This window comes from Helcococcus kunzii ATCC 51366, assembly GCF_000245755.1.
Taxonomy (GTDB): domain Bacteria; phylum Bacillota; class Clostridia; order Tissierellales; family Peptoniphilaceae; genus Helcococcus; species Helcococcus kunzii.
In genome coordinates this window covers 568668-593981 of the sequence record NZ_JH601088.1, presented here as the reverse complement: position 1 = coordinate 593981, position 25314 = coordinate 568668, and the positions used below count along the sequence as shown (strand labels likewise).

Genomic DNA, 25314 nt, shown 5'->3' with positions numbered 1-25314 from the left:
CGAAATTGGTACTAAATCTTAAAATATCAAATTTGGTTCCAAAAATTTTCGTCGAAATTGGTACTAAATCTTAAAATATCAAATTTGGTTCCAAATTCACTCTAAAAAAATGGTACCAAATTTAATAATATGAATTTTAGTACCATTTCGCCTTATACTCTACCCTTAAGGCCTCCATCAATTCCCCAAACCCACGATACCTCTATTAAATTTGTAAAAATAATATTAAGCGAGGAATGCGCAAAAAAAATGAGATGATTCAATCATCTCATTTTTTGAGCCACGCAGCTATATTATTTTTACAAATTTCTACCCCCACACAATCTTCTTATATGACCTTTGTACAATTGAATATATTATTATATAAACTATTGTAAATATTGCAGAGAGTATGATTAAGTTGATAAGATAAGTATTTCCACGTGTACCAAATAGAGCAAGCATTTGAGATACTACTCTGACTAGTACAATATTATGGATAACAGCAACTAGGACCGGCAAAATGAATACTGATTTCATCTGTCTTTTTATTGTGTTTATTGCTGTTGTTTCGGAAACACCTAATTTCTTTAGTATTATATAATTATTTTTATCTTCATAGGCTTCTGACAGTTGTTTGAAATATAATACTAATGATGTAACCACCATAAACACTATCGAGATTAAAACTCCTAAGAAGAAAAATCCGCCTGAAAATTCTTGAACAAATTGCCATAATTCTCTATTTGAAGTGAATCTTAAATTTTGTTGTTTAGCAAAATTAGTTAGATATGATTCAAGATTTTCATCTTTATTGTCATTAACTAATATCTTTAGGGAATAATTAGTATTTTTTGATTCCTTTTCATTTAATTTATTAATAAAATTATCAATAATATTTGTATCATTTACAAGAATATATGATTGATTCATAGCCATGAACGGATCTTGTTTTCCCGAAAATTTTTTAGGAATAAATGTTTTATCTCCAAGCTTTATTTGTTTAATCCCTTTAATTTCTGTACTTAGATATACTTCATTATTAGAAAGTTTTTCAAGATTAGAATTATATAATTTATTATATTCATCAAAAGTTGTCACTGTTAAACTAACAGAATTTGGAGAAAACATATTATCTTCAATAGCAAGATTTTCAATTTCTCCTTCACTGTTAATTTTTACCATATTTTGATAATATAAAAAGTATTTTTTGTCATTTACTTTTTCTAATTCTTTATCAAAATATTTAATTTTATCATCTCTATCCTTTTTTAACATTTCATTTGGTTTAAAATGATAATCAATTTGATAATCAGCATCTAATTTCATCTCGGCCATAGATCTTCCAAGCGTATATGATACTGATAAAGCGATAATAACTCCTGAACACAAAACTGTTATTGTTGCTAAACTAATAGCATTTGATTTCATTCTATATAATAAGTTTGAAATTGATAGAAAATTTTCTTGTTTATAATAATATTTTTTGTTTTTTCTTTTTGCTTTTAATATAAAAATTGATAAAGAAGAAAATAATAAATAAGTTGCGATAACTATTACAAATATGCAAATAAATAAACCAATGAATGATTCTGGTAATTTTATTTTATTTGCAACTATATAAGATACTATTAAACAAATCAAGCCAATAATCAGTGTAATAAAATTAATTTTAGGTTCTTTTTCAGCTTCTTTTTCATATTGCATTAGTTCGGTAGGACTTTTTCTTGATATCTTAAAAATATTAATAATGATATTTAAAATGAATCCTACTAATAATATACCAATTGTGAAAATTAAAGCAGTTGTCTCAAACTTAAAAATATTAAAGGCATCTAATGTAAAATTAAGGGATTTCCTTAACACTAAGAAAGAAAATATCCCAAAAACATAACCTGTCAAAACTGATAATATGCTTACAATTACAAAGATTATTAGGGATTCTTTAAATAGCATACTGCTTACATGTTTTTTTTCTAATCCTAAAACTTGATATAAAGAAAGCTCTCTATATCTTCTTTTCATGATGGATCGTTGGGAATAAATGGTAAATATTAAGGCAATAAAAGATGTAATTGCAGCACCAAATTGCATCATTGTTTTTAACATTACATGTCTTGTCCTTACATATTCGTTTTGAGTAAGTGACACCATTACAAACAAAACCGCATAAACTATTGCATTTGATATTATAAATGGAATAATGTTTTTTAAATTTGCTCGTAAATTCTTCTTCGCTAATTTAGTAATCATATTATTCCCCCATTCTATTTAATAGGGTCAATGAATTTGAAATTTTTTCCGCGAAATCTATATTAGATATTTCACCACGATAAATCTCATGAAAAAGAATCCCATCCTTTATAAATAACACTCTTTGAGCAAATGATGCAGATCTTATGGAATGTGTAACCATTAAAATCGTATTATTGTTTTTATTTATGTTTTCAAAAGTATTCATTACTATTTCAGAAGATTTACTATCTAATTGTCCTGTAGGTTCATCTGCTAAAATTAGGCTAGGATTTGTAATTAAAGCTCTTGCAATAGCTACTCTTTGCTTTTGACCACCAGATAATTGATTAACATTTTTATTTATTATTTCTGAAATATTTAACTCTTTTGCCACTTCATTTAATCGCTCATCAAAATTTTTATGATTTACATTTGAAAGGACAAGAGGTAATAAAATATTATCTTTTACATTAAATGTATCTATCAAATTAAAATCTTGAAATACAAAACCTAATTCTTCTCTTCTAAAATTTGCTAATTTATCAGAAGTTAATGATTCTATATTATTTTCATTTATCAGCACACTTCCAGATGTTGGCTTATCTAAAGTTGCAATTATATTTAATAAGGTAGATTTTCCAGAACCACTTTCACCCATAATTGCAACAAATTCATTTTTTTCTACTGAAAAGTTTACATTCTTCAAAGCTTCCGTATTTGTCTTTTTATATATTTTTCTTAAATTTTTTACTTCTAATACTTTCATTGCTAACTCCTTTTTTCACTTTATACTTATATTATAGTTAGCTTAAGTATTTAGCGCTTTTATCTAACATTACAAATTATAATTTTAACCTTACAGTTTTGTAAGCTTAATCATTAAAATATATTCTAAACTCTGTGGAATGACCAATTGTTGAATCCACCAAAACTCTATGGTTAAGTTTTTGAGATATTCTTTTTACGATATATAGACCTATCCCGGAAGATTTATTTGGGTTAATACTATTTTCTGAAGAATATCCCCTATTAAATATCATTTTTATTTCATCATTTTTTATACCATAACCCGTGTCTTTTATATATAAATAATTATCTTTATATCCTATATACACTTCCTTACCACTCGCATATTTTACCGCATTATTGATTATCTGCTCTAACATAAGTTCTAAATATTTTTTATCACTTATAACCATTTTATTAAAATCCTTAAAGATTAGCTTAGTATTTGTTTCAATAAAATGTACTCTATATTTTCTAATTAATTTCTTAACTATATCTGATAATTCGAACGTCTTAATATTAATATCAGCAGAAAAATCTGAAAGATTTAAATAGGAAAGAGCCATATCTGTGTAATTTTCTATTGATAAAGAAATCATCTTTATCTGATTTCTTTCGTTTTCATTTAAGGTTTCCGCTAATAAATTTAATGAGGTAATGGGTGTCTTTATCTGATGAATCCAAGATAGAAAATAATCTTTAATATCATTTCTTGTCTCTGTATTTTTTTCTTCCAGTTCTCGAATTTTTTTCTCTAAATCAACAATTCTCTCTTTAGTATATTTTTCTTTTTCTAATGAATCAAATGTAGAGAGTAAGTAAAAAATAATGGATATAAAACTCATTAAACTCAATACTATAAATACTTCTTTTCTAACATCAAATAGCCACATTATTATAAAAAACATTATCAAGTTTAATGCTACAAATAATAATTCTTTACTTTTCATTTTAATATTTTCAAATATTTTCTTCATTGAATCTATATCCTACATTTTTCTTAGTTTCTATAACATCTTCTAATCCCAAAGATGACAATTTCTTTCTTAATCTACTAATATTTACAAATAAAGTATTATCATCAATATAGTCATCTCCTTGCCAACACGCCTGCATCAATTCACTTCTTGTAACAAAATTATTTATATCTTTTATCAATAAATCCAAAATGGTATTTTCAGTCTTTGTAAGCTCAATTTTATTTCCTTTATATTCAAACTCCATTTTAGTAGGATCATATTGAAATTTATCGCTTGTAGCTATCTCAGAAATATCATATGTATATGCCCTTCTAAAATTTGCTTTAACTTTAGAAATGGCATAATTTAAATCAAATGGTTTAGCAATAAAATCATCCGCTCCCATTTCGATTGCCATTATTTGATCCATATTATCAGATTTTGAAGATATAAATACAATTGGAATGTCTGAAGTTTTTCTAATCTCTCTCGTAAAATAATAGCCATCAAAAACAGGCAATTTTATATCCATTAATACAAGATGTGGCTTTATTTTATTGAACATTTCTATAGTTTGATTAAAATCCTCAACTATCTCAACTTGATAATCCCACTTTTCCAACTCTCTTTTTAGCAAATTACGTATTAATCTATCATCTTCAATTATCAATATTTTCATAATATCCTCTTAATTATTTGAAAATTTATCATTCATTACTACTTATATTGTACCATTTAATTCTTTACTATATAAAAAAAATCCCTAAATATTCATTAGGGATTTTTTACGAAAATATTCTATTTATTTAACAATTACATGAAACATCACAACAACTTAGATCATCTAATAGCATTTGATTTCTACGATATAGATCTATAATTTGATTATCTATTGTTATGCCTTCTCGTTGCGCTATTTCCATAATAGTTGTAGCAAATCTTTGTCTAAACTTGTAAATATAACAGAAAATTATATTATTTTGTCTTAAACTTGGCCCTACTAAAAATATATTTTCAGCAATTGTTGACTCATCTTTTATGCTAACTATTGGCAATCCTTCATTATTGTATTCAAAAATATCTCCTTTAATCTCATGCACACAAGGATTGAATCCAGTAGATAATATTGGTTTGTTTTTTGTAAAATAATTGGTATTATCATCAAAAATCAAATTATAACCATCATCTAGCTTGACTATTTCTATTAATTTTTTACCTTCATGTACATTGTATTTCTCTTTATTTAAATTATATAATCTTGTTTTTGTAATCGGAGAAAGTGAAACACTTGGATCAGGATTATCTTCATTAGGACCAAAACTATTGGTGAATAGATTCACTTTATTACCATTTTCTACTAGATTTACCAAAGCATCTACACCACTTTCATTTCCACCTATTACGCAATATTCGCCATCCTTAAAATCTGAAAAACTAGAAACTTCTCCATAATGTATTGCATATTCATAACCTTTGATAATACTCTTATTAGGATTTTGAAATTCACCTGTAGCAACTATAATATATTTCGCTTCAAAATCTTCATTATTTGTTTTTAACGCATATTTATCGTCACTCGTTTTTTCAATAGACAACACTTCAGTATTTTCCATAATTGGTAATTCATAATACTCTGCCGCCATTTGTAAATATTTTGCATATTCTTTACCTGATAAATGCTCTTTTTCAAATGTATAAGCAGGTGATGTATCAGGAATTACAGCATTAATATCAACAAATCCGAACCCATTAGTTGTAAAAGAAGGAGTTATAAATCTAGTCTCTTCTGGCCAATTTAAGAAAGATTCTCCTATTTCACCTCTCTCTATCACACAAAAGTCTTCATTTTTAAATCCAAAATGTTTAATAGTTGTTGCGACACCTATACCAGCCGCACCAGCACCTATTACTATAATTTTATATTCTCTCATAAACTTCTCCTTGACATGTTTCATCGTTTTCTATATTATATATCTTATATTTTGTAATTGCAAATGATTCTCATTTAGATATAGGAGGTAAAATGTTTTTATTAATTGGAATTTTCATGATGTGGTTGATGATATTTGGCGTTGGATGTCTATATTATGGTATTGTAAATAAAGAGAAGGAAGAACATATCATAAAAATATTTACATTATCCATTCTAATCGCCACCCTTACATGGCTTTTCGGAGCATATTTTATTGCGTTTGAAGGAAAGTTTGATACTATTCTTTCATTAAACGATAATAACTTCGATAAAATAATTAATATATTGTTTCAACTATGTTTCTGCCTATATGCTGTTGTTATGTTGATTGGATCAGTCATAGATAGAATCACTCTAAAACAAGTTATAATTATCGTCCCGATTTGGGGAGTTTTCGTCTACACCCCATTAGTAAATTTTTTCTGGACAGATAGTGGATTCATAAATAAATTAGGAGCTTTGGACTTTTCAGGAGGAATGGTAGTTCACTTGTCCGCTGGTATTTCAAGTTTCATTCTTGCGTTAATTTTGGGTAAAAGTAATACTAAGTCATCAAAACCAAGAAACGCTTGGATTTACATCGGAATGGTATTTATCACTCTCGGTTGGTTTATGTTTAATGCAGGTCCAGTCGGAGAACTTAATGGTGAATCCGCTCTAATCTTATTAAAATCACTTTTAGCAATCATTGCTGGTGGTATTTCTTGGACACTTGGAAATTATATTTTAGAAAAAGATATACAAACCGACATCTTATTAAATGGAATGATTGTTGGACTTGTAACAAGCACTTCTAGTGTAGGATATGTCAATACATTTCAAATTATTTTAATAGTATTTTTCGCAAGTTTCTTCACTTACTTTATTATGAAATCTATAAACAAAAAATTTGAATTTGACGATGTAGTTGATTCATTTGCTATGAATGGTTTTGGCGGATTATTAGGTTCTTTAGGTACCATTTTATTTATAAAAAATATATTTATAGGACAATTAGTAGGCATATTTATCACCGTATTACTTTCAGTTGTCGTGACATTTATTGTTGCCAAGATTGTGAATAGAAACGCTAGAGATATCATACTTGCAAATGAAAGAATTTCTTCATATGACAAAGAAAAAATAGTTACTTTGGAAGAATTTGAAAAAAATTTAACGTAAACTTTGATGAAATTTCTCCAATTGATGAGGATGAAATCGAATGAATTATAAACTCATTTTTATTGAAGAAGCAATTAATGATTATAATTGGAGCAAGAGCTGACTCTAAAGTGTATAAAGATGCTCAAGAAAGAATTTCAAAACTTAAATATTAATTTTTGTTTTATTATCTTTTATTTTGTTAATAAATTAAAAGATAATAATCGGTTCTTTGTAAAATAATATTATTAAATAATCGGAATAACATCTTATTTGATTTATAGTAAAATCTAACTTCATATTTATTTTTTATTCCTCATCTACATTATTTGACAAAGAACCATAACTTTCTACTTTCTAAATTCAACATCATTATTTAACTAAAAATTTCTTATTTTTTATCTCATAAATCTTATCAAATAATTTTATATCTGATTTATCATAGTGATGAGCTATTTCTATTATTGTAATATCCATATCCAATAATAAACGTCTAATTTCTTTGGTAACATTTTTATCCAAAGCTGCTGAAAACTCATCAATTAAAAGAATATTGTAATTTCTAATTAACGCTCTTGCAACACATATTCTCGCTTTCTCTCCTCCTGATAAGTTTTTTCCTGAATCTCCAGCTTCTTTTCTTATAAAATTATCTAAATCATATCTGTTAAATCCAGCAGAGTTTAATACATAGATTACTTCTTCATCACTAAAGTTTTCCCCTAGTGTAACGTTAAATTTAACAGTTTCATCAAAAATAATAATTTCTTGTGGAATATATCCAATCTTTTTGTATAAACTTTTCTTTTCAATCTTTGATATATCCATACCATTGATTCTAATACTTCCTGATAATAAAGGTATTTCCTTGAATAAAGTTTTAAATAACGATGATTTTCCTGATCCAGAGTCTCCAATTAGTAGAATTTTTTCTCCTTTACTAATTACTTCACTAATATTAAATAATTCAAATCCATAACCTATACCTACAGAATTTAATTCTAATGTTACAATATCTTCAATTTCAGAACCTATATTCGCATTTTCTAATTCAATTGACTGTTCAATTGTTTTAGTCAATTTATCTTTAATAGTTTTTACAGATTTCATTGAATTAAAATATGATGCAATACTAGTTAATGGAGATATAGCTTTATCCGCTATTAAATATATTCCCATCAATGCAGCTACAGTTGATTTGCCTTGTATTATTCTATATGCTCCATATCCTATTGGTAATATATAAGAAAATCCATAAATTATTAATACATACATTGTTACTCTACTCAAAAGTTCTTTTTTCTTAAAATTCGAATTTTCTAAATTATTTAATATTGTAAAATTCTTTTCCTTAAAATAGTCTTTTCTTTGATAATATTTAAGTATTTGGATCCCCTTAATATTTTCATTTATATCTTTTATATATTTTTCATTATTTATAGAAACAATTTCACCTAATGAAATAATTTTTTTATCAAATACTCCTGAAAATATTACAGGAAAAATCGCCATTATAATAAATACTAAGGATAGATAAAAATCCAATTGAAACATATAGACTAAAGATATACTTGATAAAAAAACACATACTATTACTCCAAAAATTGAATTTAGATAATTTTCTTCAATCAAATTAATATCTTTATATATAATATTTTGAAAACTTTCTGGACTAATATTTAAATTAATAAAAGCGTTATATAATTTTGATTTCATTGTAATTTGATAATTTTCAGAAAGCTTGTGTTTATTTCTATTAAAAAGATAAGATAAAGTTTTAGATAATATCCAAGTTAATGTGCTAATTATTACTACATACTTTAACCTATTTACATCTGAACTTTCTGCAGCTTTAATAATATTTTCTACTGCCATTGGCAAAACTAAATTATCAAAAGACATCAAGACCGCCAAAATAATATATAGTACTAATATTTTTTTATTTAACATATTTATAATTTTCATAATTTATCCTTTCATTGTTAGGATTATATATTAAAATAGATAATCTTATACATTATAGTTTTTCATATAAGATTATCTAAATCAAGATTTTTAATTATAACAGCTATCTTCTCTACATTTTGTAAAATTTATGCTTTTTACCAATTTATTTACTCTTTAAAATGGTTTTGAGAAGATTTATATTTTTTATTATTTTGTGTTAATTTCCATTGCAGCTATCTGCTCCACATGATGTGCAGCTTATCGCTATTTCAATTCTGTTCACCTCTCTTGGTAATTTTTGTAAACTTCTCAATTTTTTCATTATCTCCTCCTTAATTTCCGTTACAGCTTCCTGCTCCACATGATGTGCAGCTTATTGCTATTTCAATTCTTTTCACTTCTCTTGGTAATTTTTGTAAACTTCTCAATTTTTTCATTATTTCCTCCTTAATTTCCGTTACAACTACCCTCTCCACATGATGTACAACTTATTGCCATTTCAATTCTATTTACTTCTTTTGGCAATTTTTGTAAATTTCTCAAAGTTTTCACAATTTCACCCCCCTTCCTAAAAATTAAAATATATTTTTTTATCAGAAAAAATATTAAAATCTTTATCTAAATAAAAAAAGAAACTGGGTTCTAATATTTTTTCTTCTATCAAACGAATATATCTTTTTAATACAATTATTATCCCTAAACTACCTGAATATAAATCTGTAGAAAGACGAAATAATTGCTCTCCTAAAAATAACTTATTTTCTTTTGAGTAAAATAACATAATACTATTAGATACTCTTTTTATTAAATTAATTAAAAAATCTAGTACATCATAATCTTCCACCACATAAAGACAATCCAATAAGAAATCTAAGATACCAGACAACCCTTTAGAATAAGTAGCCATATATGTTACCTCAATATCCATAAATTTTATGATTCTAATCAATTCTTCATAATAATCTCGTTTTTTTGTTACTATATATAATCTAACCAATAGCATTCCAATACCTGCAGTGCCATCATACACATAGGGAGAAAACATCAATTTTTTTTCTTCATATTTTGTATTTAAAAATTGAAAATTATTATGATAGTAATTATAATAATCAAATTTATCAATATCGAGTTTATATTTACTTTCTATTATTTCTAATAAAGTTATATCTTTTGTTAATAAAAAATAATAAAATAAAGCTAATGCAATACCTGTATTACCTTCTCCTATACCAGTATATTCGATAGGTAAAAGTGAATTAATTAAATGTTTACCTAATAGATCTGATGTATCCTTATAAACTTTGTTTTTAGTAACATTATAAAACTTAATATTAGTAATTAATTGCCCAGAATTCCCATATGACATGGTGTTATTATACTCATAATCTAAACTATTAGCTATATTTAGGATATATTTTGCTGAATCAATTTTCCCCAATTCTAATAACGCTAATGCCATACCATAGTATCCAACATCTAAACCTTTTTGAGGATATATATTATTAATTATTCCTGCTATGCAGTAATTAACGGATTTTCTTATAAAATCCTTTATCTGAACATTATTTAAATATTGATTTGAATTAGATAAATAATCTAATCCCCATAATACTCCTAAAGCACCTACTTTTAAACCAAATTTATTGGTATAAAATACTTCTACATCAGATGGAAATATATATTCATTCGATTCCTCAAAACTTGCATTATTTATGATTTCATTAAATGAGGTTTTAATAAGTGCATTATTAATTTTATCTCTTATATTAACAAACGAAAATTTAATTTTGTTATCATCGTAAATAATATAGTCAAGAAATTCTGGCAAATCATTGACTATTAACATTTTTAACACTTTTTTAATAAAATTATTTAAATACTTACTATAGTTTTTATAAAACCATAGAATTATCTCTTTGAATTTATCCTCATTTAGATCATACATATTTGTAAATGGGAAAAATAAAAATAAAATAATTTTTCTAAACTTATCTAGCTCTTTTTCTCTATAATGTGAATATAATTTGGAATCATAACCAGGAGTAAATACATTAGCTATGTCATCACTATTTTTTGAATATGCATATTCAAAATCAATAATTTTTACATCATCATTATCGCATATAATAATATTATTTGGGGAAATATCATTAATATATATATCATTTTTATCTAAATCTATAAAAATATTTACAATATTTTGTAGGATTTTATCTATTCTTTTTATATATTGATAAATATATTCTTCTGTTTTATATGGCTTAAATAAAAAATTATTTAAATTTAACCATTGTATTAAATTTTGTCCTTCAATAAACTCTTCCACAAGGTATGAATTTCCCCCTTCTTCAATAAAATCAATTACTACCGGGACATAATTTTTACCTGATAAATTATTAAGATATTCATATTCTTTTCTAATTCTATATTGAGAATATTTATTTTTATCATCTAATCCAGAAAATTGCCTTGCTTCTTTAATAAAACATTTATCACCGTTTATCCTGTTGTAACCTAAAAATGATGTCATTGCACCACCACTTGAAATTATTTCTTTAATATCATACTTATTAATTAAATTCGATATTTCATTCTCATCGTACTCAAAGTTATATTTTTCAGTCCAATCATACTCCTTATAATAAGGCTCACGAATGTCTTTATCAAATTCACCATTATAAGTTAAAATTATATTTTCTATATTTCCAAATTTATTTATTGTATTAATCGGATAGTGTTCACCAAATCTATAGAATACAATTTTAGAATCTTTATAAGCTTGATCTGTAAGAATATAACTTCCATTATATCCTTCTAAAATATAATATAAATCTTCAATTACTTTTAAAAATTCATGCTCTCTTGGATAAATTGTTATAAATTTTCCAGACGAAACTGTACTTATTTGTTTGCTGTTAATATATAGGTAACCATTTTCCGATGATATGAACTTAAAGTCAATTCTATTATTAATTAAATATTTAATTGATTTATATAATACTTCCATATAATTTTCTTTAGTTGAAGATATATGTATTTTCCAACCGGCCGTTATTTTTCTTGAAACATTTTCATTGAAATGGATTATCCTCCAAGGAAACTTTTTAATAGAATATGTATTATTCCAATTAAACATATTTTTTATTTTTTCAAAAAGTTTTTCTTCTCCATTATACTTTTTATTTATATAAAATTTATTATTACCACAATGTTTATGGTATACTTTCCTATAATCTGACATAAACTCCCCTAAATTAATATCTATTTAAATGAAATAATTGCGAATTTTTACATTATCTGGAGTAATATATTCACCATTATCATCTTCACTATTTGAAATTATTACATTAAGATTCTGATTATATTTTGAATTTATGCTTAACAATGATATAGAAAATACTAAATATATTACTATTTTATTTATTAATTTTTTTTTCATATTTTACTCCTAATCAATTAATATATATGTTAATATAATAATATATAATAAAACATTTTTAAAAGTGCAAAAATCTGCACATAATATTTAGGGAGAATAGTATGGACTTAATTGCCTTTTCTAAGAAATTAAAAGAATTAAGGATACAGAGGAATCTTACACAAATTGAACTTTCAGATTTATCAGGAATTAGTAGAAGAAAAATAATCGATATTGAAAACAATAATTCGATCCCTAGTATTGAAGACCTTATTACTTTATCTAATATATACAAGATTGAATTAATACACCTTTTTTATGACTATAATAAATTCCATAATATAGATATTAAATCAAGCATAAATGAGATAGAAAATTTTATTTCTGATAAGAGATATGATGAAGTAAAAATTAAAATTGATAATTTAAAACAAATTTCAATATCAAACCCTTTTATTAAGCAATATTATAATTTTGTTTATGGATTCTACTATTTAAATTCCAAAGAAAAAAACTATAATAAATCTATAGAACATTTACTCACTGGACTAATGATTTCTAATAAGCATTTTACAATAAATAACTATAAACACTTTTCTTACTCTTCTATAGAACTACGTGCTTTAATTGCTTTATCTAAAGCTTATTTATCACAAGGAAATAAACTAATGTATAAAGAAATTGTTGAATTTTGTTATAATAGTCTTCAAGAGATTAATACTAGCTATTTTATCGTTACTATCCAATATGCAACACTAAAATCAAGAGAAGAAGATTTCAATTATAGTATTGAAATTACAAATAATTGTATTGATACTTGCTGTGAAGTAAATAACTTTACTTATCTACCGTTTTTATATTATTTGAATTATATTAATTATAAAAAAATCGAAAATACTGAATTTGCAAATGACTATTTATCAAAATCATTAGTTTTATGTGACATATATAAAAAATATAACTTAAAGAGATTAATTGAAAATAAGCAAAAAAAAAAAAAAAAATAATAAATAATATTAATAATAATAATATATATTTATGAGTATAATTCATTAACAGTATTTTAATTTAAAACAATAATGAGATTAGTGAAAAATCTAACCTCATTATTATTTCTCAAATCAAGATATATAAATGTATCTTAATTTAATCTAAAAATATTTATTTTGATTTAAACATCTTCATTTTAATATATTTCCATATAGACATTGATTTTAGCATTTTCTTTTCATCGAAATATTTTTTTACTTCTCGAAGAGTTCTTCTATTATTTCTTGTTGAAAATGTAAAGTGTCCATTGTGTTTTGTAAATATTGCAAATCTACTTATCCATTTGTTGAAAATGACACTTGCAGAAATGTGATCAATTTCATTCCATGGAATTTGGATAAAATCATTAGGATTTTTTTCATTATAAAATTCAAAAGCATTATTTCCTATCATAACATTTCCGTAACTACTTAATCTTAGATAAGATGTAGCTTTAGTTGTATAAGTTACTTTAGTATTTAATGAACTTGCCATTTTATAGTAAACCTACTAAATGTCCTAAAATACCTACTGCAAATAATACTAGAATTATTAAAATAGGAGATACTTTTTTCTTTAGCAATTTAGCACATAACAATGTTAATAATAGTGCTGCAGACCTGGAATTAATTGATCTAAGTTATTTTGAAGAGTTGTTGTTTTTATTGGATCAAGAGCAGTGCTTCCAATTGAATCATACATTGATAATGCATGTTTAATCCCTTCAGGTCCAGCTGGTAAATTCGCCCAATCTATGAATGTTTTTGGCTGTTGTTGGATAGATGAAACAACTGGTGCAAATGAGATATTTACCCATCTATTTACTAACGCTCCTATTATGAACATACCTAGTATTGAAGCAACTTGAGTAACTGTTCCTAATAATCCGCCCGATAAGTTATTTGTAATTTTTCTACCAACTTTATATCCAAATTCTTGTGTGTACCATTCAAATGCAATTCTTATAATATTCCACGCAAAGAAGAATATGATTGGTCCTAAAATATTACCTGTTAAAGCTAGAGTTGCACCTAAAGCACCTAAAATTGGTCTTAATGTAAACCAAAATAGAGGGTCACCAACACCTGCTAAAGGTCCCATCATACCAACTTTAATCCCTTGTATTGTTGCATCGTCGATTGGAGTACCATTCGCTCTATCTTCTTCTAAAGCTAAAGTTACACCTAAAACTGGTGATGAAACATAAGGATGAGTATTATAGAACTCTAAATGTCTCTTTAAAGCTGCAATTTATTGATCTTTTGAAGTATATAATCTTTTGATAGCAGGTATCATAGAAAATGCCCAACCACCATTTTGCATTCTTTCATAATTCCATGAACTTTGTAAAAATTGATGTCTAAATGCAACTTTAATTCTATCAGATTTGCTTAATTTAATTTTTTTATCAGTCATTATGACGCCTCCTTTTAATAGTCATTCAGTATATCGCCAAGTGGATCGCCTGAACCACCATTACCTGAGTTGTTATTTTTGCTTGCATTTTTTAATGTTGTGTAAATTAATGCTAAAGAAATACCGATTACACCTAAAGCGATTAATGTTAATTCTGATAATGCTGAAATCGCAAAACCTAGAGCAAAGAATGGCCATGTTTCTTTTGTTTCCATTAGATTAATAACCATTGCGTAACCCACAGCAGCAACCATACCACCACCAATTACCATACCTTCTGTTAACCATTTAGGCATTGAATTAAGAGCATTTGTAACAACTTCTGGGCTTATTAAACAAATAATTAATGCTGGGATAGCAATTCTTAAACCTTGTAGTGTCACAGCTAAAATACTTAGCCCATCTATGGCTTTGAAATTTCCTGTTTCAGCAGCTCTATCCATACCATGAACTAATGATATACTAATTGTTCTAACTATCATTGTTAAGAATAGACCAGCGATAGCAATAGGAACAGCTATAAAAATTGATGTGTTAATGGCTGTATTTACATTTGAAACATCACCGCTTTGTAAACCTAAAACCATGATAATCGCAGCTGATACACCAGCTAAAGCAACGTCTGGAGCTATTGCAGCACCAACATTTGCCCATCCTAAAGTTATAAGTTGTAAGGAACCACCTAAAATGACTCCTTCTTTTAAATGTCCTGTTACCAAACCAATCAAAGTACAGCTTACAGTTGGTTGATGAAATTGAAATTGATCTAATACACCTTCAGTGCCTGCTAAAAATGCTATTAGAAAAATTAGAATAATTTGCATTGTACTCATAAAACCCTCATAATAAAGTTGTTCTTTTGCTTTTTTCATCATGTTATCAAAATTTTCGCCCTTATCAGTCGGCACTTTACGAACATCAAATTTGATTCCCATTTTTCTTAATTTATCTAAAGCTTCGTAATCTTCTTTTCCCATAGCAACTGAAGTTGTAATAACATCTTTTCCTAATGAGTAATCAATTGAACCTAAGTTAATTTCCTTAATATCCACTCCACCTTCAATAGCTTTTAATATATCTTAAGGAGTTTCGAAAATAAGCATCGCTCTATTTCCTCCGAATCTTGGATACTTGGATACTTGGATACTTCTATCATTTTCCAAATAGGAACTACACGAGATGTTACTTATGGATGAGTAGCTTCCATAATCATATTTTTTCTTAAATCATCTTGTGCTACCTTGTCACTTACTACAATGATTCTGTCAGGATTAGTAGATTTTGTCCAACCGGTTGCAACTTGTCCATGTAAAAGTCTTGTATCAATACGTGCCAATACATAATTGAATTTTCCATCTCCAATAGCTGTACCTTCTGGAATTGATCCTATAACAACTTTAACTTCTTTTGCCTTTGTTTCAACTTTAGGAACTAATGATTCCGGATTAATTTTAACATCGTTTTTACCTCCTCCTAAAACATTTTTAGCAATTGCTTGAGCTGATTCTTCAGCGAATCTTTTCCAAAAAGAAGCTATTGCCATCGGCAGATTAACTCCTGCAACTATAGCCCATTTGTCTTCATGACCTGCTATTACTTGAGATGCTTGATTAAATGGAGTACCGCCCCATAAATCAGCAAGTATTAGTATTTCATCTTGACTATCAAAAGAAGAAATAGCTTCTTCAATTTTTCTCTTGATATCTTCAGGACCTTCACTTGGTAATAATGTGCACGCTGCGACATTATCTTGTTTACCAAAAATCATCTCACTAGCTTGAAGTATACCTTCTGCTAATGAACCGTGACTTGCTATAATAATACCAACCATAAACACCTTCCTTTCTTTAATTTAGAATTATACTATTTGATTAAATATTATCTAAGTATGAATATATTCTACTATTATATGAAATATACAATAAAAATATGATATTTTTTATTAATCATATAGTAAAGCTAAAAATATATTAAAAATTTTACATCAAAAAATGTTAATTATAATTTTAAGGCAAAAAAAAGACGGTTACAAAATAACTAAAAATGTTACTTTGCAACCGTCTAATTTATTTATTTAGCTTCATTAAATCTTTCTTCAGCTTTTTCCCAATTTAATACATTAAAGAATGCTTTAATATATTCTGGTCTTTTGTTTTGATATTTTAGATAGTATGCATGTTCCCAAACGTCTAATCCGATTATTGGAGTTTTAACTTCCATTAATGGTGAGTCTTGGTTTGGTGTTGAAATAATTTCTAATTCGCCATTATTTAATACTAACCATGCCCAACCTGAACCAAATCTTCCTGCTGCAGCTTTTGAAAATTCATCTTTAAATTCATCGATTGAACCAAATTTCTTTTCAATAGCTTCTTTTAGATTACCTTGTGGTTCGCAACCATCATTGCATAATCCTTCCCAGAAGAATGAATGGTTTGCATGTCCTCCACCATTGTTTCTAACTGCTGTTTGAATATCTGATGGTAATGCATCAATATCACTAATTAATTCTTCTAATGTTTTATCTTGTAAATCTTCATGACCTTCAAGTGCATCATTTAATTTATTTACATAAGTCGCATGATGTTTATCATGGTGGATTTCCATTGTCTTCGCATCAATATGTGGTTCTAATGCATCAAATGCATACGGTAATTTTGGTAATTCAAATTTCATAAATTCCTCCCTTTAGAATTTAATTTCAAATATTTACATACATTATATGTATACCCATGTTTAATATTATAAACATTAAATAACGATTTATTTTATAAAAAAAAGTGAAAGTGCTCTTTAGTTTTTATAAAATAGAGTTCTTTCACTTTTGATTTCAATAATTTCTATTTTCTTCCTATTAGATTTCCATCTTTAGTAAAAGTATAAGTCTTTCCATCAATTACTTTTCTTCCTGTAACCATTGCTCCAGTTTCAGAGATGTAGTAATTCCAATGACCATTTATATATTGCCATCCTGTAGCTAATGTACCAGATGATCTGAAGTATCTCCAGTTACCATCAATATATTGTTTTCCAGTTACCATACTTCCAGTTTTTAATCTAAAGAAGTATTTGGATTTATTTTGTGGATTATACCACCATCCTCTACGGTACTCTGTAGCTGGTCCTTTTTGTGAAAGCCATACATATCCATTTTCTCTATATGATTGATCCATGCTTTCACCTTTTGAATTAAAGAATTTCCAGTTTTTTACGCCTTCTTTATCTTTAATTGGAAGCCATTTCCATGTGCCAGTAACTTCTTTACCATTATTTGCTGGGTCATTGTATCTCCAAGCACCTTGATAATATTGCCATCCCAATGCTAATGAGCCAGTTTCTCTGAAATAAATCCAGCCACCATCTACATATTGTCTACCAGAAACTCTTGTTCCTGAAGTTAATCTGAAGAAATATTTATATCCACTATTTGGATCTGTCCACCAGCCTTTGTGATATGGATTATATGGTCCTTCTTTAGATAACCAAACTAAACCATTTTCTTTATAGAATTGGTCAATACTTTCACCTTTTGCATTGAAGTATTTCCAATTATAATCACCAGTTGGCATATTATTAGAATCTAATAATTGAACTCTCTTCCATGATGAAATAACTTGTTTTCCAGATTCATCTATATATGACCATTTATCACCAATTTTCTTCCAACCACTTTGTTCTTCTGGCTCATTTCCACCATTATAAGTATCAAATCTTGTTAAATCATATTGATCAATAAGTTTTATTAATACAGTACCATACTCTGGTGAAGTTGCATATCTACCAGTTAAGTAGTTTGCTGCATCCTTATATGTTTTTGCTTGAGATTTTCTTACTCCATAGTATAATTTATATCTCCAAGATTCTGGATTGTTTGAACCAGTTAAAAAGTCAATATAATCTGCAAATGATTCATCAATTGAATTGTATTTCTTGAATGGTGCAATTACTGAATATGATTCTCCTTTTGATGTGTACTCAAAAGTATGAATGGCAACTGCTTGCTCTTTGAAATATCCTTTAATACCAAAGTAGTTATTAAATTTTTCACTTGATAAATGTGAAGTACCAAAACCTGATTCTAACATTGATTGAGCGATCATTACTGATGCATATAAATCTTTATTTGATGTCAATTTTTGAGCGACTGGTCCAACTTTATTTACATATTCTGTTGGATTAGCTTCTGGTCTAATACGAATCATAGTATTATTTTCTCTCGGATTAATCCAAGTACCAGGTTGACTAATATCAGTAGTTACATTTAGCATGTTGTCTGCATGTTTATAAATATAGTAAGTTCCCGGTTCAACTGTTTTTACACTATTAATTTTTCTTAAAGCATCTTGAGATGTTGAATACCCTTTAATAGTGCCAAATACTGAATAATATGTTGTCCCGCGTAATTCACTTTCAATCCTTAATTCTGGACTTTCAATTTGAATTCTTTCTAAATACTTTATTACATCCACCATAGCCTCGCCAGGATTTATCCATTGACCCATTTGTCCATTAACATTTGAAATGTTTAACATACCATCTCTAGATTCATAGATATAGTATTTTCCTGAAACTAACTTACCATTTGAATTTGCTTCAGCTAAAGCATCTTCAAAAGTCTTATACGTTTTAGTTTCTGAGTTTAATGTAAATATCCCTGCTGCATATTCTGAAGAAATTTTTTCAAAATCGGTTGCTGAAATTTCTGGAATCTTATCTGTTTCCACATTACTTGGTTGATCAATATTATCAGAAGGATTAATCCACGCTCCAGCTTGATTAGGAGCTTTTGAAATATTAATCATGCCATTAGTATACTCTCTAAAAACGAAATATTCGCCAGCTGGATATGTGCCTGCTGGATTTGTCTTGTTTTTAGCTTCATCTGCAGTTTTATATGTCTTAACACTATTGTGTAAAGTATATGTTTGTGCAGCTATTGAGTAAAATGAACTTGTAAATATAATACTCGCTGTTATCACTAACATTAAAAATGATTTTAATATTTTTTCTATTTTCATGTTTACCTCTTCAAATTAGATTTATAAAAATTATTCAGCAATAATTATATTATTACTTTTTACTTAAAATTTCAACAAATTGTTACAAAATAATTACAATTTCTTCGATTTTATTAATTTTCTGTATTATTTAAAAAAGTATACCTTTTTCTTTAATATTATTTTTTTGTATTTGTTTAAATATTTCTTCAACCAATTTAGTAGAAAATACATAATTTAAATTCTTTTCTATAAACTCTTCTTTTGTTAATAATGGGAAATCGCCCTTTTTCCTTTCAGAATTAATATATTCCAACATTTGCATAATTTCTTCATCAGAGAATTCTTCACGTTTATCTAATTGAGCTAATTCTTCAATAATATATTGATTATTTATTAAATCTATTTTTATAATTCCCCCTGCAACTTTTATATCTTTGCCATACGGAAAATATTTATATCTAATATATTTATCATTTCTATCTATCATTTTATATGTTAACATATCTGCTCCTTAAATTAAAAAGGAATAGAACTTAAATAGCCATTCCTTTTTTTATTATTATTTTCCTAATTGCAAAAATCCTACTTTTCTATATACTTTATCCATCATTCTTCTAGTTTTTCTTAATGATTTTTGTAATCCTTCTTCTAGAATCTTTTCAAGTCTATCATCGTCTTTAAGTATTTCATTATATTTCTCTTGGAATTCTTCTATAAATGTAGAAACTACTTCCGCTAATTCTTTCTTGAATTCTCCATAGCCTCTTCCTTTATATCTTTCTACTATGCTTTCTGGGCTTTCTCCAGAGAAAGAACAGTGTATATCAATTAAATTTTTTAATCCAGGTTGGTCTTCTGTATATGCAAAGTTCATAAAGGAATCAGTAACAGCTGACATAATCTTTTTCTTTACACTCTTTGGATCATCTAATAAGAAAATTGATGCTGATTTATCTTCATCTGATTTACTCATTTTCTTTTCAGGATTTTTTAATGACATAATTTTTCTAGTAGATTCATTGATTATAGGTTCTGGGATTTTAAATGTATCAGAATATCTACTATTAAATCTTATTGCTAAATCTCTTGTTAACTCTAAGTGTTGTTTTTGATCTATACCAACTGGTACAAAATCAGCATTATAAACTAAAATGTCTGCTGCCATTAACACTGGATATGTAAATAATGCAGCATTTTTGTTTTCTTCATTTTTTTCTGATTTTTCCTTAAATTGTGTCATTCTAGATAATTGACCCATATATGAAATTGTGTTTAGTACCCAATATAGTTTCAAATGGTCTAGATTGTGGGATTGTACAAATAAAGCAACTTTTTCTGGATCAAGTCCAAGCGCCATATATGTTGCTAGAACACTTTTTGTCCTTCTTCTCAATTCTGCAGGTACTTGTGGCACAGTAATTGAATGCAAATCTGCTATACCGATATAACATTCATATTTCTCTTGTAATTTAATAAAATTTTGTATCGCACCTAAGTAATTTCCAATAGTTAAATCACCTGTTGGTTGCACTAAACTTAAAACAACTTTTTTATTTTCAGTCATTTTCTACTCCATTTCTATATGTATTTTTTAATATCATATTTGAATTAATCTTTCCTACCCCACCAATTGAAGGTACATATTTAATATCTAAATTTTCATAATTTGATGAATCAAAATCTCCATATAGCAATCCACCCAAAGTGGATACTCCTAAATCAACAATTATTGCATCCTTTTTAAACTTTTCAGTTTTAAAAAATTTAGGTTTACCTATAGCGGAAATAATAATATCTGCATTAGCCATTTTTTCGTAAATATCTGCGGTTTTAGAGTGCGCCATTTGTACAGTTGCATTCTCATTTGAGAGCATAAAATACAATGGTTTACCAATTATAAGTGATCTATTGATAACTAAAACATCTTTACCTTCTAGATTAGTTAAAGATTGTAGAAATTCTAATGTTGAAAGTGCAGTAGTTGGTACATTTCTGTATTCATCAGTTATAAATAATTTCGCCAATGATTTGATATTTAATCCATCTACATCTTTTTTAGGAGAAATTGTATTTAATATTTTTCTCTGATTAAATTTATTATCGATAGGTAAAAATAATAAAATACCATTTATAGTGTTATCTTCATTTACCTGTTCTATAAACTCAATAATTTCACTTTCACTATCACATTTGTAAAATATCTTTACATCAACATCAATACCGATTTTTTTCGCTTCTTTGAAAATAGATTTTTCAAAAGATTTTGCACCAATATCATTTCCAATTCTAACTAATTGAAGTTTTGGAATAAATTCTAATTTTTCTATATTCGATTTTAACTCTGTATTCATTTTTCTAATAAAATTATCAACTTTTATTATCATGTTCACCTCATATAATTGGTATTATATCATAAATTAAATTCTTTATGATACACTAAAATGCTTAATTTTTGTTTATTTTAAGATAAGAAAATTTATCTATTTAAATACATTCATTGCAATTCTTGTAATTAATTCAGAAATTGCTTCCATTGATTGAATGCTTACATATTCATATTTTCCATGGAAATTAACTCCACCTGCACAAATATTTGGAGTTGGTAATCCCATAAATGACAGTCTTGCACCATCTGTACCACCTCTAATTGGAGATATTAATGGTTTAATATCCATCTCTTCCATCGCTTCTTTTGCTCTTTCAATTAAAAACATATGTGGTTTAATTTTATCTTCCATATTATAATAGGAATCTTTAATTATTGCTTTTACCACATCTTTTCCATATGTTTCATTTAATCTTTCAGCTGCATTGGCAACTAATTTTTTCTTCGCTTCAAATTTTTTCATATTATGATCACGAATTATATATGTAAGAGTAGCTTCTTCAACACTACCAGACATTCCCATAAGAGCGATAAAACCTTCATATCCTTCAGTATTTTGTGGCACTTGATCTTTAGGCATTAAACTTGCAAATTCCGCAGCAATATCAGATGCATTTATCATTAATCCTTTTGCAGATCCAGGATGAACAGATTTACCTTTCACTACAATCTTTGCTCCTGCAGCATTAAAGTTTTCATACTCCAATTCTCCTAACACTCCGCCATCAACAGTATAAGCAAAATCAGCTCCCAACTTATCTAAGTCAATATTATCAACCCCTTTTCCAATTTCTTCATCAGGAGTAAAACAAATGGCAATATTTCCATGTTCCACTTTAGGATGTTTTACAAAATATGACACCATTGTCATAATTTCTGCAACTCCAGATTTATCATCCGCACCCAATAAAGTACTACCATCTGTTGTGATTAAATCTTGACCAATAAATTGTTTTAATGAACTAAACTCTTCCGGATCTAATACTAAATCTTCATTTAATTTAATTACTTGACCTTGATAATTCTTTACAATTTGTGGATTTACATCTTTTCCAGAAACTTCTGGAGAAGTATCAACATGAGAAATAAAGGCAATAGTCTTTTGATTTCTAGGATCATTTTTATCTTCTATATTTGAAGGTATTTTACCATAAACATATCCATTAACTTCATCCATTTCTGATTCAACACCCATATCTTGCAACTCTTCAAACAATAATCTCAATAGATTCTTTTGTTTTTCTGTACTTGGGAATGTTTCACTATCAGGATCGGATTGTGTATCTATTTTTACATATCTTAAAAATCTTTCTGTTACATCTTTAAATTCTTCTCTTTTCATAATCTCTCCTTATTTAATTAAATAATATAAATAAATCTCATTTTATTATTTTATACAATATTCATTATACAACTTTAGTTGATAAATACAAAAGCTAAATAAAAATTAATATATGTGGGGAAGTTTTTAATGACAAATTAATTTATCTATTAGGTTTAGCGGGTTTTCCTGATTATTTTAGGAATGTTGATTTAATCAGGAAAGTTTTTTGATTGGTTTTCCTGATTTTTTTGGGATTTTCGGTTTAATCAGGAAATTACTTTATATCACCATTTTTACATGCTTATTTTAAAATATTTAATTTACACATGTAGGATTTTTAGCCATTTTACATGTGTAAAAGACCTTTTTCCATTCACACATGTAGACCCAAAAAAAATTTACATGTGCATTCCACATTTTCCGTTTTACACATGTAATTTTCAATATTTTTCTACATGTGTATTTTTAGTTTGACCGTTTAGACATGTAAATTATAATTTGTTTCTTCATTTCAATAATGTTTAGATAAAAACGACCATATAAAAAAGTTGCTGTAACGACAGCAACCTTTATATATTAATTATAATTTTACGCCTTCATTCATAGCAGACATTAGTGCAGTTTTTAGGTCTGTTTTGATTTGAACCATTTTTTCTTCTGATTGTTTTCTTTGTTCTTGAGCTTTCTTGGATATCTCAATTGAACCTTCTATTGCTTCTATTAATTCTTTATTTGCTTCTTCGAGTGTTTCAATATCCACGGTTGATCTTTCTGCTTCTTCTCTTACTCCAATGGTAGTTTTCTTCAATTTTCTTGCATTTTCTCTAATCATTTCGTTTGTAGCATCGGAGATTGCTTTTTGCATTTTTAATACTTCTTCTTGTTTTGCAAGTCCCAAAGCGATTACTGTTTGTGACTTCCAAAGTGGAATAATGTGATTTATTGCATCTGTTATTTTATTTGCAAGAAGTTGATCATTATTTTGAATTAGTTTAATTTGAGGTGCAGATTGCATCGCTAATGTTTGTGAAATTTTTAAGTCGTGAACTTTCTTTTCAAATCTATTTACATTGTCCTGCAAGTCTGTTACCACTTGTAATGCCATAGGATTATCAGAGGCTTTTGCTTCTTCTAATAATCTTGGGATTTGATTATCTCTCATATCTGCAATTTTTTCATTTCCCGCCATGATATATATTTCTAAATCATTGTAGTAATTTAGATTTTGTTCATATAGTCTATCAAATAGTTGAACTTGTTTGATAAGCTCTTTTTGTTCATTTTGTAATTTAGCTGATATACTATCTATTTGACCAGATAAATCATCATAACTAGCGATGTATTTCTCTATTTTATTTTTTCCACTATTGAAAATTTTTGATAAGAAATTTCCACCTTCATCATCGTAGTTTACATTTCTAACTTTTACAAGTAGGTCTGTCATTAATTCACCTGTTTCACCCGCATCCTTTGCTCTTACTTTTGAAAGGATTTCATCTGAAAATTGAGCAATACTATTTTGTGTACTTACACCAAATAGGTTAGCTGCAGATGAATCTCTTAAATCCAGTTCGTTTTTTATTTTTTCAACTTTTTCCTTATCTTCAGGAGAAAGTGGTTTTATTTCTTGCTTAACTAATTCCTTAGCTTCATTTTCTGAAATTTCTTTAGTTTCAGTTTTTGGTTGTTCTTTCAATAAATCTTCTAATTTTAAATCTGCCAT

General features: G+C 27.0%; 20 protein-coding genes and 1 pseudogene. 2 read left to right on the top strand and 19 right to left on the bottom strand.

Annotated elements, in window-relative coordinates; all coding sequences use genetic code 11:
- Positions 1 to 309 precede the first annotated feature (309 nt).
- From HMPREF9709_RS02645 to HMPREF9709_RS02625, 5 genes are all read right to left on the bottom strand, one after another.
- A complete protein-coding gene (locus tag HMPREF9709_RS02645) occupies positions 310 to 2232 on the bottom strand; it encodes an ABC transporter permease (RefSeq protein WP_005397682.1) in 1923 nt (640 codons plus the stop codon).
- A 1-nt stretch (position 2233) separates the two neighbouring features.
- On the bottom strand, positions 2234 to 2980 hold the full coding sequence (locus tag HMPREF9709_RS02640; RefSeq protein WP_005397680.1) for an ABC transporter ATP-binding protein: 747 nt from the start codon (positions 2978 to 2980) through the stop codon (positions 2234 to 2236).
- Between the two features lie 106 nt (positions 2981 to 3086).
- Positions 3087 to 3977: a sensor histidine kinase gene (locus tag HMPREF9709_RS02635; protein ID WP_005397678.1), complete on the bottom strand. Its 891-nt coding sequence runs from the start codon at positions 3975 to 3977 to the stop codon at positions 3087 to 3089.
- Entirely contained in the window at positions 3961 to 4638 is a 678-nt protein-coding gene (locus HMPREF9709_RS02630) for a response regulator transcription factor (protein WP_005397676.1), read from the bottom strand. Before HMPREF9709_RS02630 ends, HMPREF9709_RS02635 begins: the two co-directional genes overlap by 17 nt.
- A 127-nt stretch (positions 4639 to 4765) precedes the next feature.
- Positions 4766 to 5890, bottom strand: a complete 1125-nt coding sequence (locus HMPREF9709_RS02625) for an NAD(P)/FAD-dependent oxidoreductase (RefSeq protein ID WP_005397674.1) — start codon at positions 5888 to 5890, stop codon at positions 4766 to 4768.
- Between the two features lie 92 nt (positions 5891 to 5982).
- Here HMPREF9709_RS02625 and HMPREF9709_RS02620 point away from each other — a divergent pair, with 92 nt between their 5' ends.
- Positions 5983 to 7092: an ammonium transporter family protein gene (locus tag HMPREF9709_RS02620; RefSeq protein ID WP_005397672.1), complete on the top strand. Its 1110-nt coding sequence runs from the start codon at positions 5983 to 5985 to the stop codon at positions 7090 to 7092.
- 351 nt (positions 7093 to 7443) lie between these two features.
- Here HMPREF9709_RS02620 and HMPREF9709_RS02615 read toward each other — a convergent pair whose 3' ends face one another.
- The 3 genes from HMPREF9709_RS02615 to HMPREF9709_RS09915 form a co-directional block, all read right to left on the bottom strand.
- The gene (locus HMPREF9709_RS02615; RefSeq protein WP_005397670.1) at positions 7444 to 9036 is read right to left on the bottom strand and encodes an ATP-binding cassette domain-containing protein; all 1593 of its coding nucleotides are present in this window, start codon (positions 9034 to 9036) and stop codon (positions 7444 to 7446) included.
- Between the two features lie 550 nt (positions 9037 to 9586).
- Positions 9587 to 12259 carry a class III lanthionine synthetase LanKC N-terminal domain-containing protein gene (locus HMPREF9709_RS02610; RefSeq protein ID WP_005397669.1) on the bottom strand — a complete coding sequence of 891 codons (2673 nt, stop codon included), beginning with the start codon at positions 12257 to 12259 and terminating at the stop codon, positions 9587 to 9589.
- A 24-nt stretch (positions 12260 to 12283) separates the two neighbouring features.
- Positions 12284 to 12457, bottom strand: coding sequence for a hypothetical protein (locus tag HMPREF9709_RS09915; RefSeq protein ID WP_005397666.1), 174 nt, complete (start codon positions 12455 to 12457; stop codon positions 12284 to 12286).
- 101 nt (positions 12458 to 12558) lie between these two features.
- Between HMPREF9709_RS09915 and HMPREF9709_RS02605 the strand changes: the two genes are divergently transcribed.
- A complete protein-coding gene (locus HMPREF9709_RS02605) occupies positions 12559 to 13443 on the top strand; it encodes a helix-turn-helix transcriptional regulator (protein ID WP_005397665.1) in 885 nt (294 codons plus the stop codon).
- Positions 13444 to 13597: 154 nt separating this feature from the next.
- Here HMPREF9709_RS02605 and HMPREF9709_RS02600 read toward each other — a convergent pair whose 3' ends face one another.
- From HMPREF9709_RS02600 to HMPREF9709_RS02550, 11 genes and pseudogenes are all read right to left on the bottom strand, one after another.
- Positions 13598 to 13960: a DUF956 family protein gene (locus HMPREF9709_RS02600; protein ID WP_005397663.1), complete on the bottom strand. Its 363-nt coding sequence runs from the start codon at positions 13958 to 13960 to the stop codon at positions 13598 to 13600.
- Position 13961: 1 nt separating this feature from the next.
- Positions 13962 to 14881, bottom strand: a pseudogene (locus HMPREF9709_RS02595) (PTS system mannose/fructose/sorbose family transporter subunit IID).
- 14 nt (positions 14882 to 14895) lie between these two features.
- The gene (locus HMPREF9709_RS02590; protein WP_005397656.1) at positions 14896 to 15933 is read right to left on the bottom strand and encodes a mannose/fructose/sorbose family PTS transporter subunit IIC; all 1038 of its coding nucleotides are present in this window, start codon (positions 15931 to 15933) and stop codon (positions 14896 to 14898) included.
- A gap of 134 nt (positions 15934 to 16067) precedes the next feature.
- Positions 16068 to 16712: a mannose/fructose/sorbose PTS transporter subunit IIA gene (locus HMPREF9709_RS02585; protein WP_005397655.1), complete on the bottom strand. Its 645-nt coding sequence runs from the start codon at positions 16710 to 16712 to the stop codon at positions 16068 to 16070.
- Positions 16713 to 16951: 239 nt separating this feature from the next.
- Positions 16952 to 17557 (bottom strand): superoxide dismutase, encoded by a 606-nt coding sequence (locus HMPREF9709_RS02580; protein WP_005397654.1) that lies wholly within the window; start codon positions 17555 to 17557, stop codon positions 16952 to 16954.
- 164 nt (positions 17558 to 17721) lie between these two features.
- Positions 17722 to 19899, bottom strand: coding sequence for a glucosaminidase domain-containing protein (locus tag HMPREF9709_RS09505; protein ID WP_005397653.1), 2178 nt, complete (start codon positions 19897 to 19899; stop codon positions 17722 to 17724).
- A gap of 130 nt (positions 19900 to 20029) precedes the next feature.
- Entirely contained in the window at positions 20030 to 20383 is a 354-nt protein-coding gene (locus HMPREF9709_RS02570; RefSeq protein WP_005397652.1) for a hypothetical protein, read from the bottom strand.
- A gap of 57 nt (positions 20384 to 20440) precedes the next feature.
- Positions 20441 to 21445, bottom strand: coding sequence for a tryptophan--tRNA ligase (gene trpS, locus HMPREF9709_RS02565; protein WP_005397651.1), 1005 nt, complete (start codon positions 21443 to 21445; stop codon positions 20441 to 20443).
- Positions 21438 to 22265 carry a bifunctional 5,10-methylenetetrahydrofolate dehydrogenase/5,10-methenyltetrahydrofolate cyclohydrolase gene (locus tag HMPREF9709_RS02560; protein ID WP_005397649.1) on the bottom strand — a complete coding sequence of 276 codons (828 nt, stop codon included), beginning with the start codon at positions 22263 to 22265 and terminating at the stop codon, positions 21438 to 21440. The genes trpS and HMPREF9709_RS02560 overlap by 8 nt, the downstream gene beginning before the upstream one ends.
- A 96-nt stretch (positions 22266 to 22361) precedes the next feature.
- Positions 22362 to 23609 carry a peptidase T gene (gene pepT, locus HMPREF9709_RS02555; RefSeq protein WP_005397647.1) on the bottom strand — a complete coding sequence of 416 codons (1248 nt, stop codon included), beginning with the start codon at positions 23607 to 23609 and terminating at the stop codon, positions 22362 to 22364.
- Positions 23610 to 24171: 562 nt separating this feature from the next.
- Positions 24172 to 25314, bottom strand: a complete 1143-nt coding sequence (locus HMPREF9709_RS02550; RefSeq protein WP_005397645.1) for a toxic anion resistance protein — start codon at positions 25312 to 25314, stop codon at positions 24172 to 24174.

Excerpts from the sequence above, each read along its gene's own strand:
- HMPREF9709_RS02645 (WP_005397682.1), bottom strand. The coding sequence starts at position 2,232 with ATGATTACTAAATTAGCGAAGAAGAATTTACGAGCAAATTTAAAAAAC.
- HMPREF9709_RS02640 (WP_005397680.1), bottom strand. The coding sequence starts at position 2,980 with ATGAAAGTATTAGAAGTAAAAAATTTAAGAAAAATATATAAAAAGACA.
- HMPREF9709_RS02635 (WP_005397678.1), bottom strand. The coding sequence starts at position 3,977 with ATGAAGAAAATATTTGAAAATATTAAAATGAAAAGTAAAGAATTATTA.
- HMPREF9709_RS02630 (WP_005397676.1), bottom strand. The coding sequence starts at position 4,638 with ATGAAAATATTGATAATTGAAGATGATAGATTAATACGTAATTTGCTA.
- HMPREF9709_RS02625 (WP_005397674.1), bottom strand. The coding sequence starts at position 5,890 with ATGAGAGAATATAAAATTATAGTAATAGGTGCTGGTGCGGCTGGTATA.
- HMPREF9709_RS02620 (WP_005397672.1), top strand. The coding sequence starts at position 5,983 with ATGTTTTTATTAATTGGAATTTTCATGATGTGGTTGATGATATTTGGC.
- HMPREF9709_RS02615 (WP_005397670.1), bottom strand. The coding sequence starts at position 9,036 with ATGAAAATTATAAATATGTTAAATAAAAAAATATTAGTACTATATATT.
- HMPREF9709_RS02610 (WP_005397669.1), bottom strand. The coding sequence starts at position 12,259 with ATGTCAGATTATAGGAAAGTATACCATAAACATTGTGGTAATAATAAA.
- HMPREF9709_RS09915 (WP_005397666.1), bottom strand. The coding sequence starts at position 12,457 with ATGAAAAAAAAATTAATAAATAAAATAGTAATATATTTAGTATTTTCT.
- HMPREF9709_RS02605 (WP_005397665.1), top strand. The coding sequence starts at position 12,559 with ATGGACTTAATTGCCTTTTCTAAGAAATTAAAAGAATTAAGGATACAG.
- HMPREF9709_RS02600 (WP_005397663.1), bottom strand. The coding sequence starts at position 13,960 with ATGGCAAGTTCATTAAATACTAAAGTAACTTATACAACTAAAGCTACA.
- HMPREF9709_RS02585 (WP_005397655.1), bottom strand. The coding sequence starts at position 16,712 with ATGGTTGGTATTATTATAGCAAGTCACGGTTCATTAGCAGAAGGTATA.
- HMPREF9709_RS02580 (WP_005397654.1), bottom strand. The coding sequence starts at position 17,557 with ATGAAATTTGAATTACCAAAATTACCGTATGCATTTGATGCATTAGAA.
- HMPREF9709_RS09505 (WP_005397653.1), bottom strand. The coding sequence starts at position 19,899 with ATGAAAATAGAAAAAATATTAAAATCATTTTTAATGTTAGTGATAACA.
- HMPREF9709_RS02570 (WP_005397652.1), bottom strand. The coding sequence starts at position 20,383 with ATGTTAACATATAAAATGATAGATAGAAATGATAAATATATTAGATAT.
- trpS (WP_005397651.1), bottom strand. The coding sequence starts at position 21,445 with ATGACTGAAAATAAAAAAGTTGTTTTAAGTTTAGTGCAACCAACAGGT.
- HMPREF9709_RS02560 (WP_005397649.1), bottom strand. The coding sequence starts at position 22,265 with ATGATAATAAAAGTTGATAATTTTATTAGAAAAATGAATACAGAGTTA.
- pepT (WP_005397647.1), bottom strand. The coding sequence starts at position 23,609 with ATGAAAAGAGAAGAATTTAAAGATGTAACAGAAAGATTTTTAAGATAT.
- HMPREF9709_RS02550 (WP_005397645.1), bottom strand. The coding sequence starts at position 25,314 with ATGGCAGATTTAAAATTAGAAGATTTATTGAAAGAACAACCAAAAACT.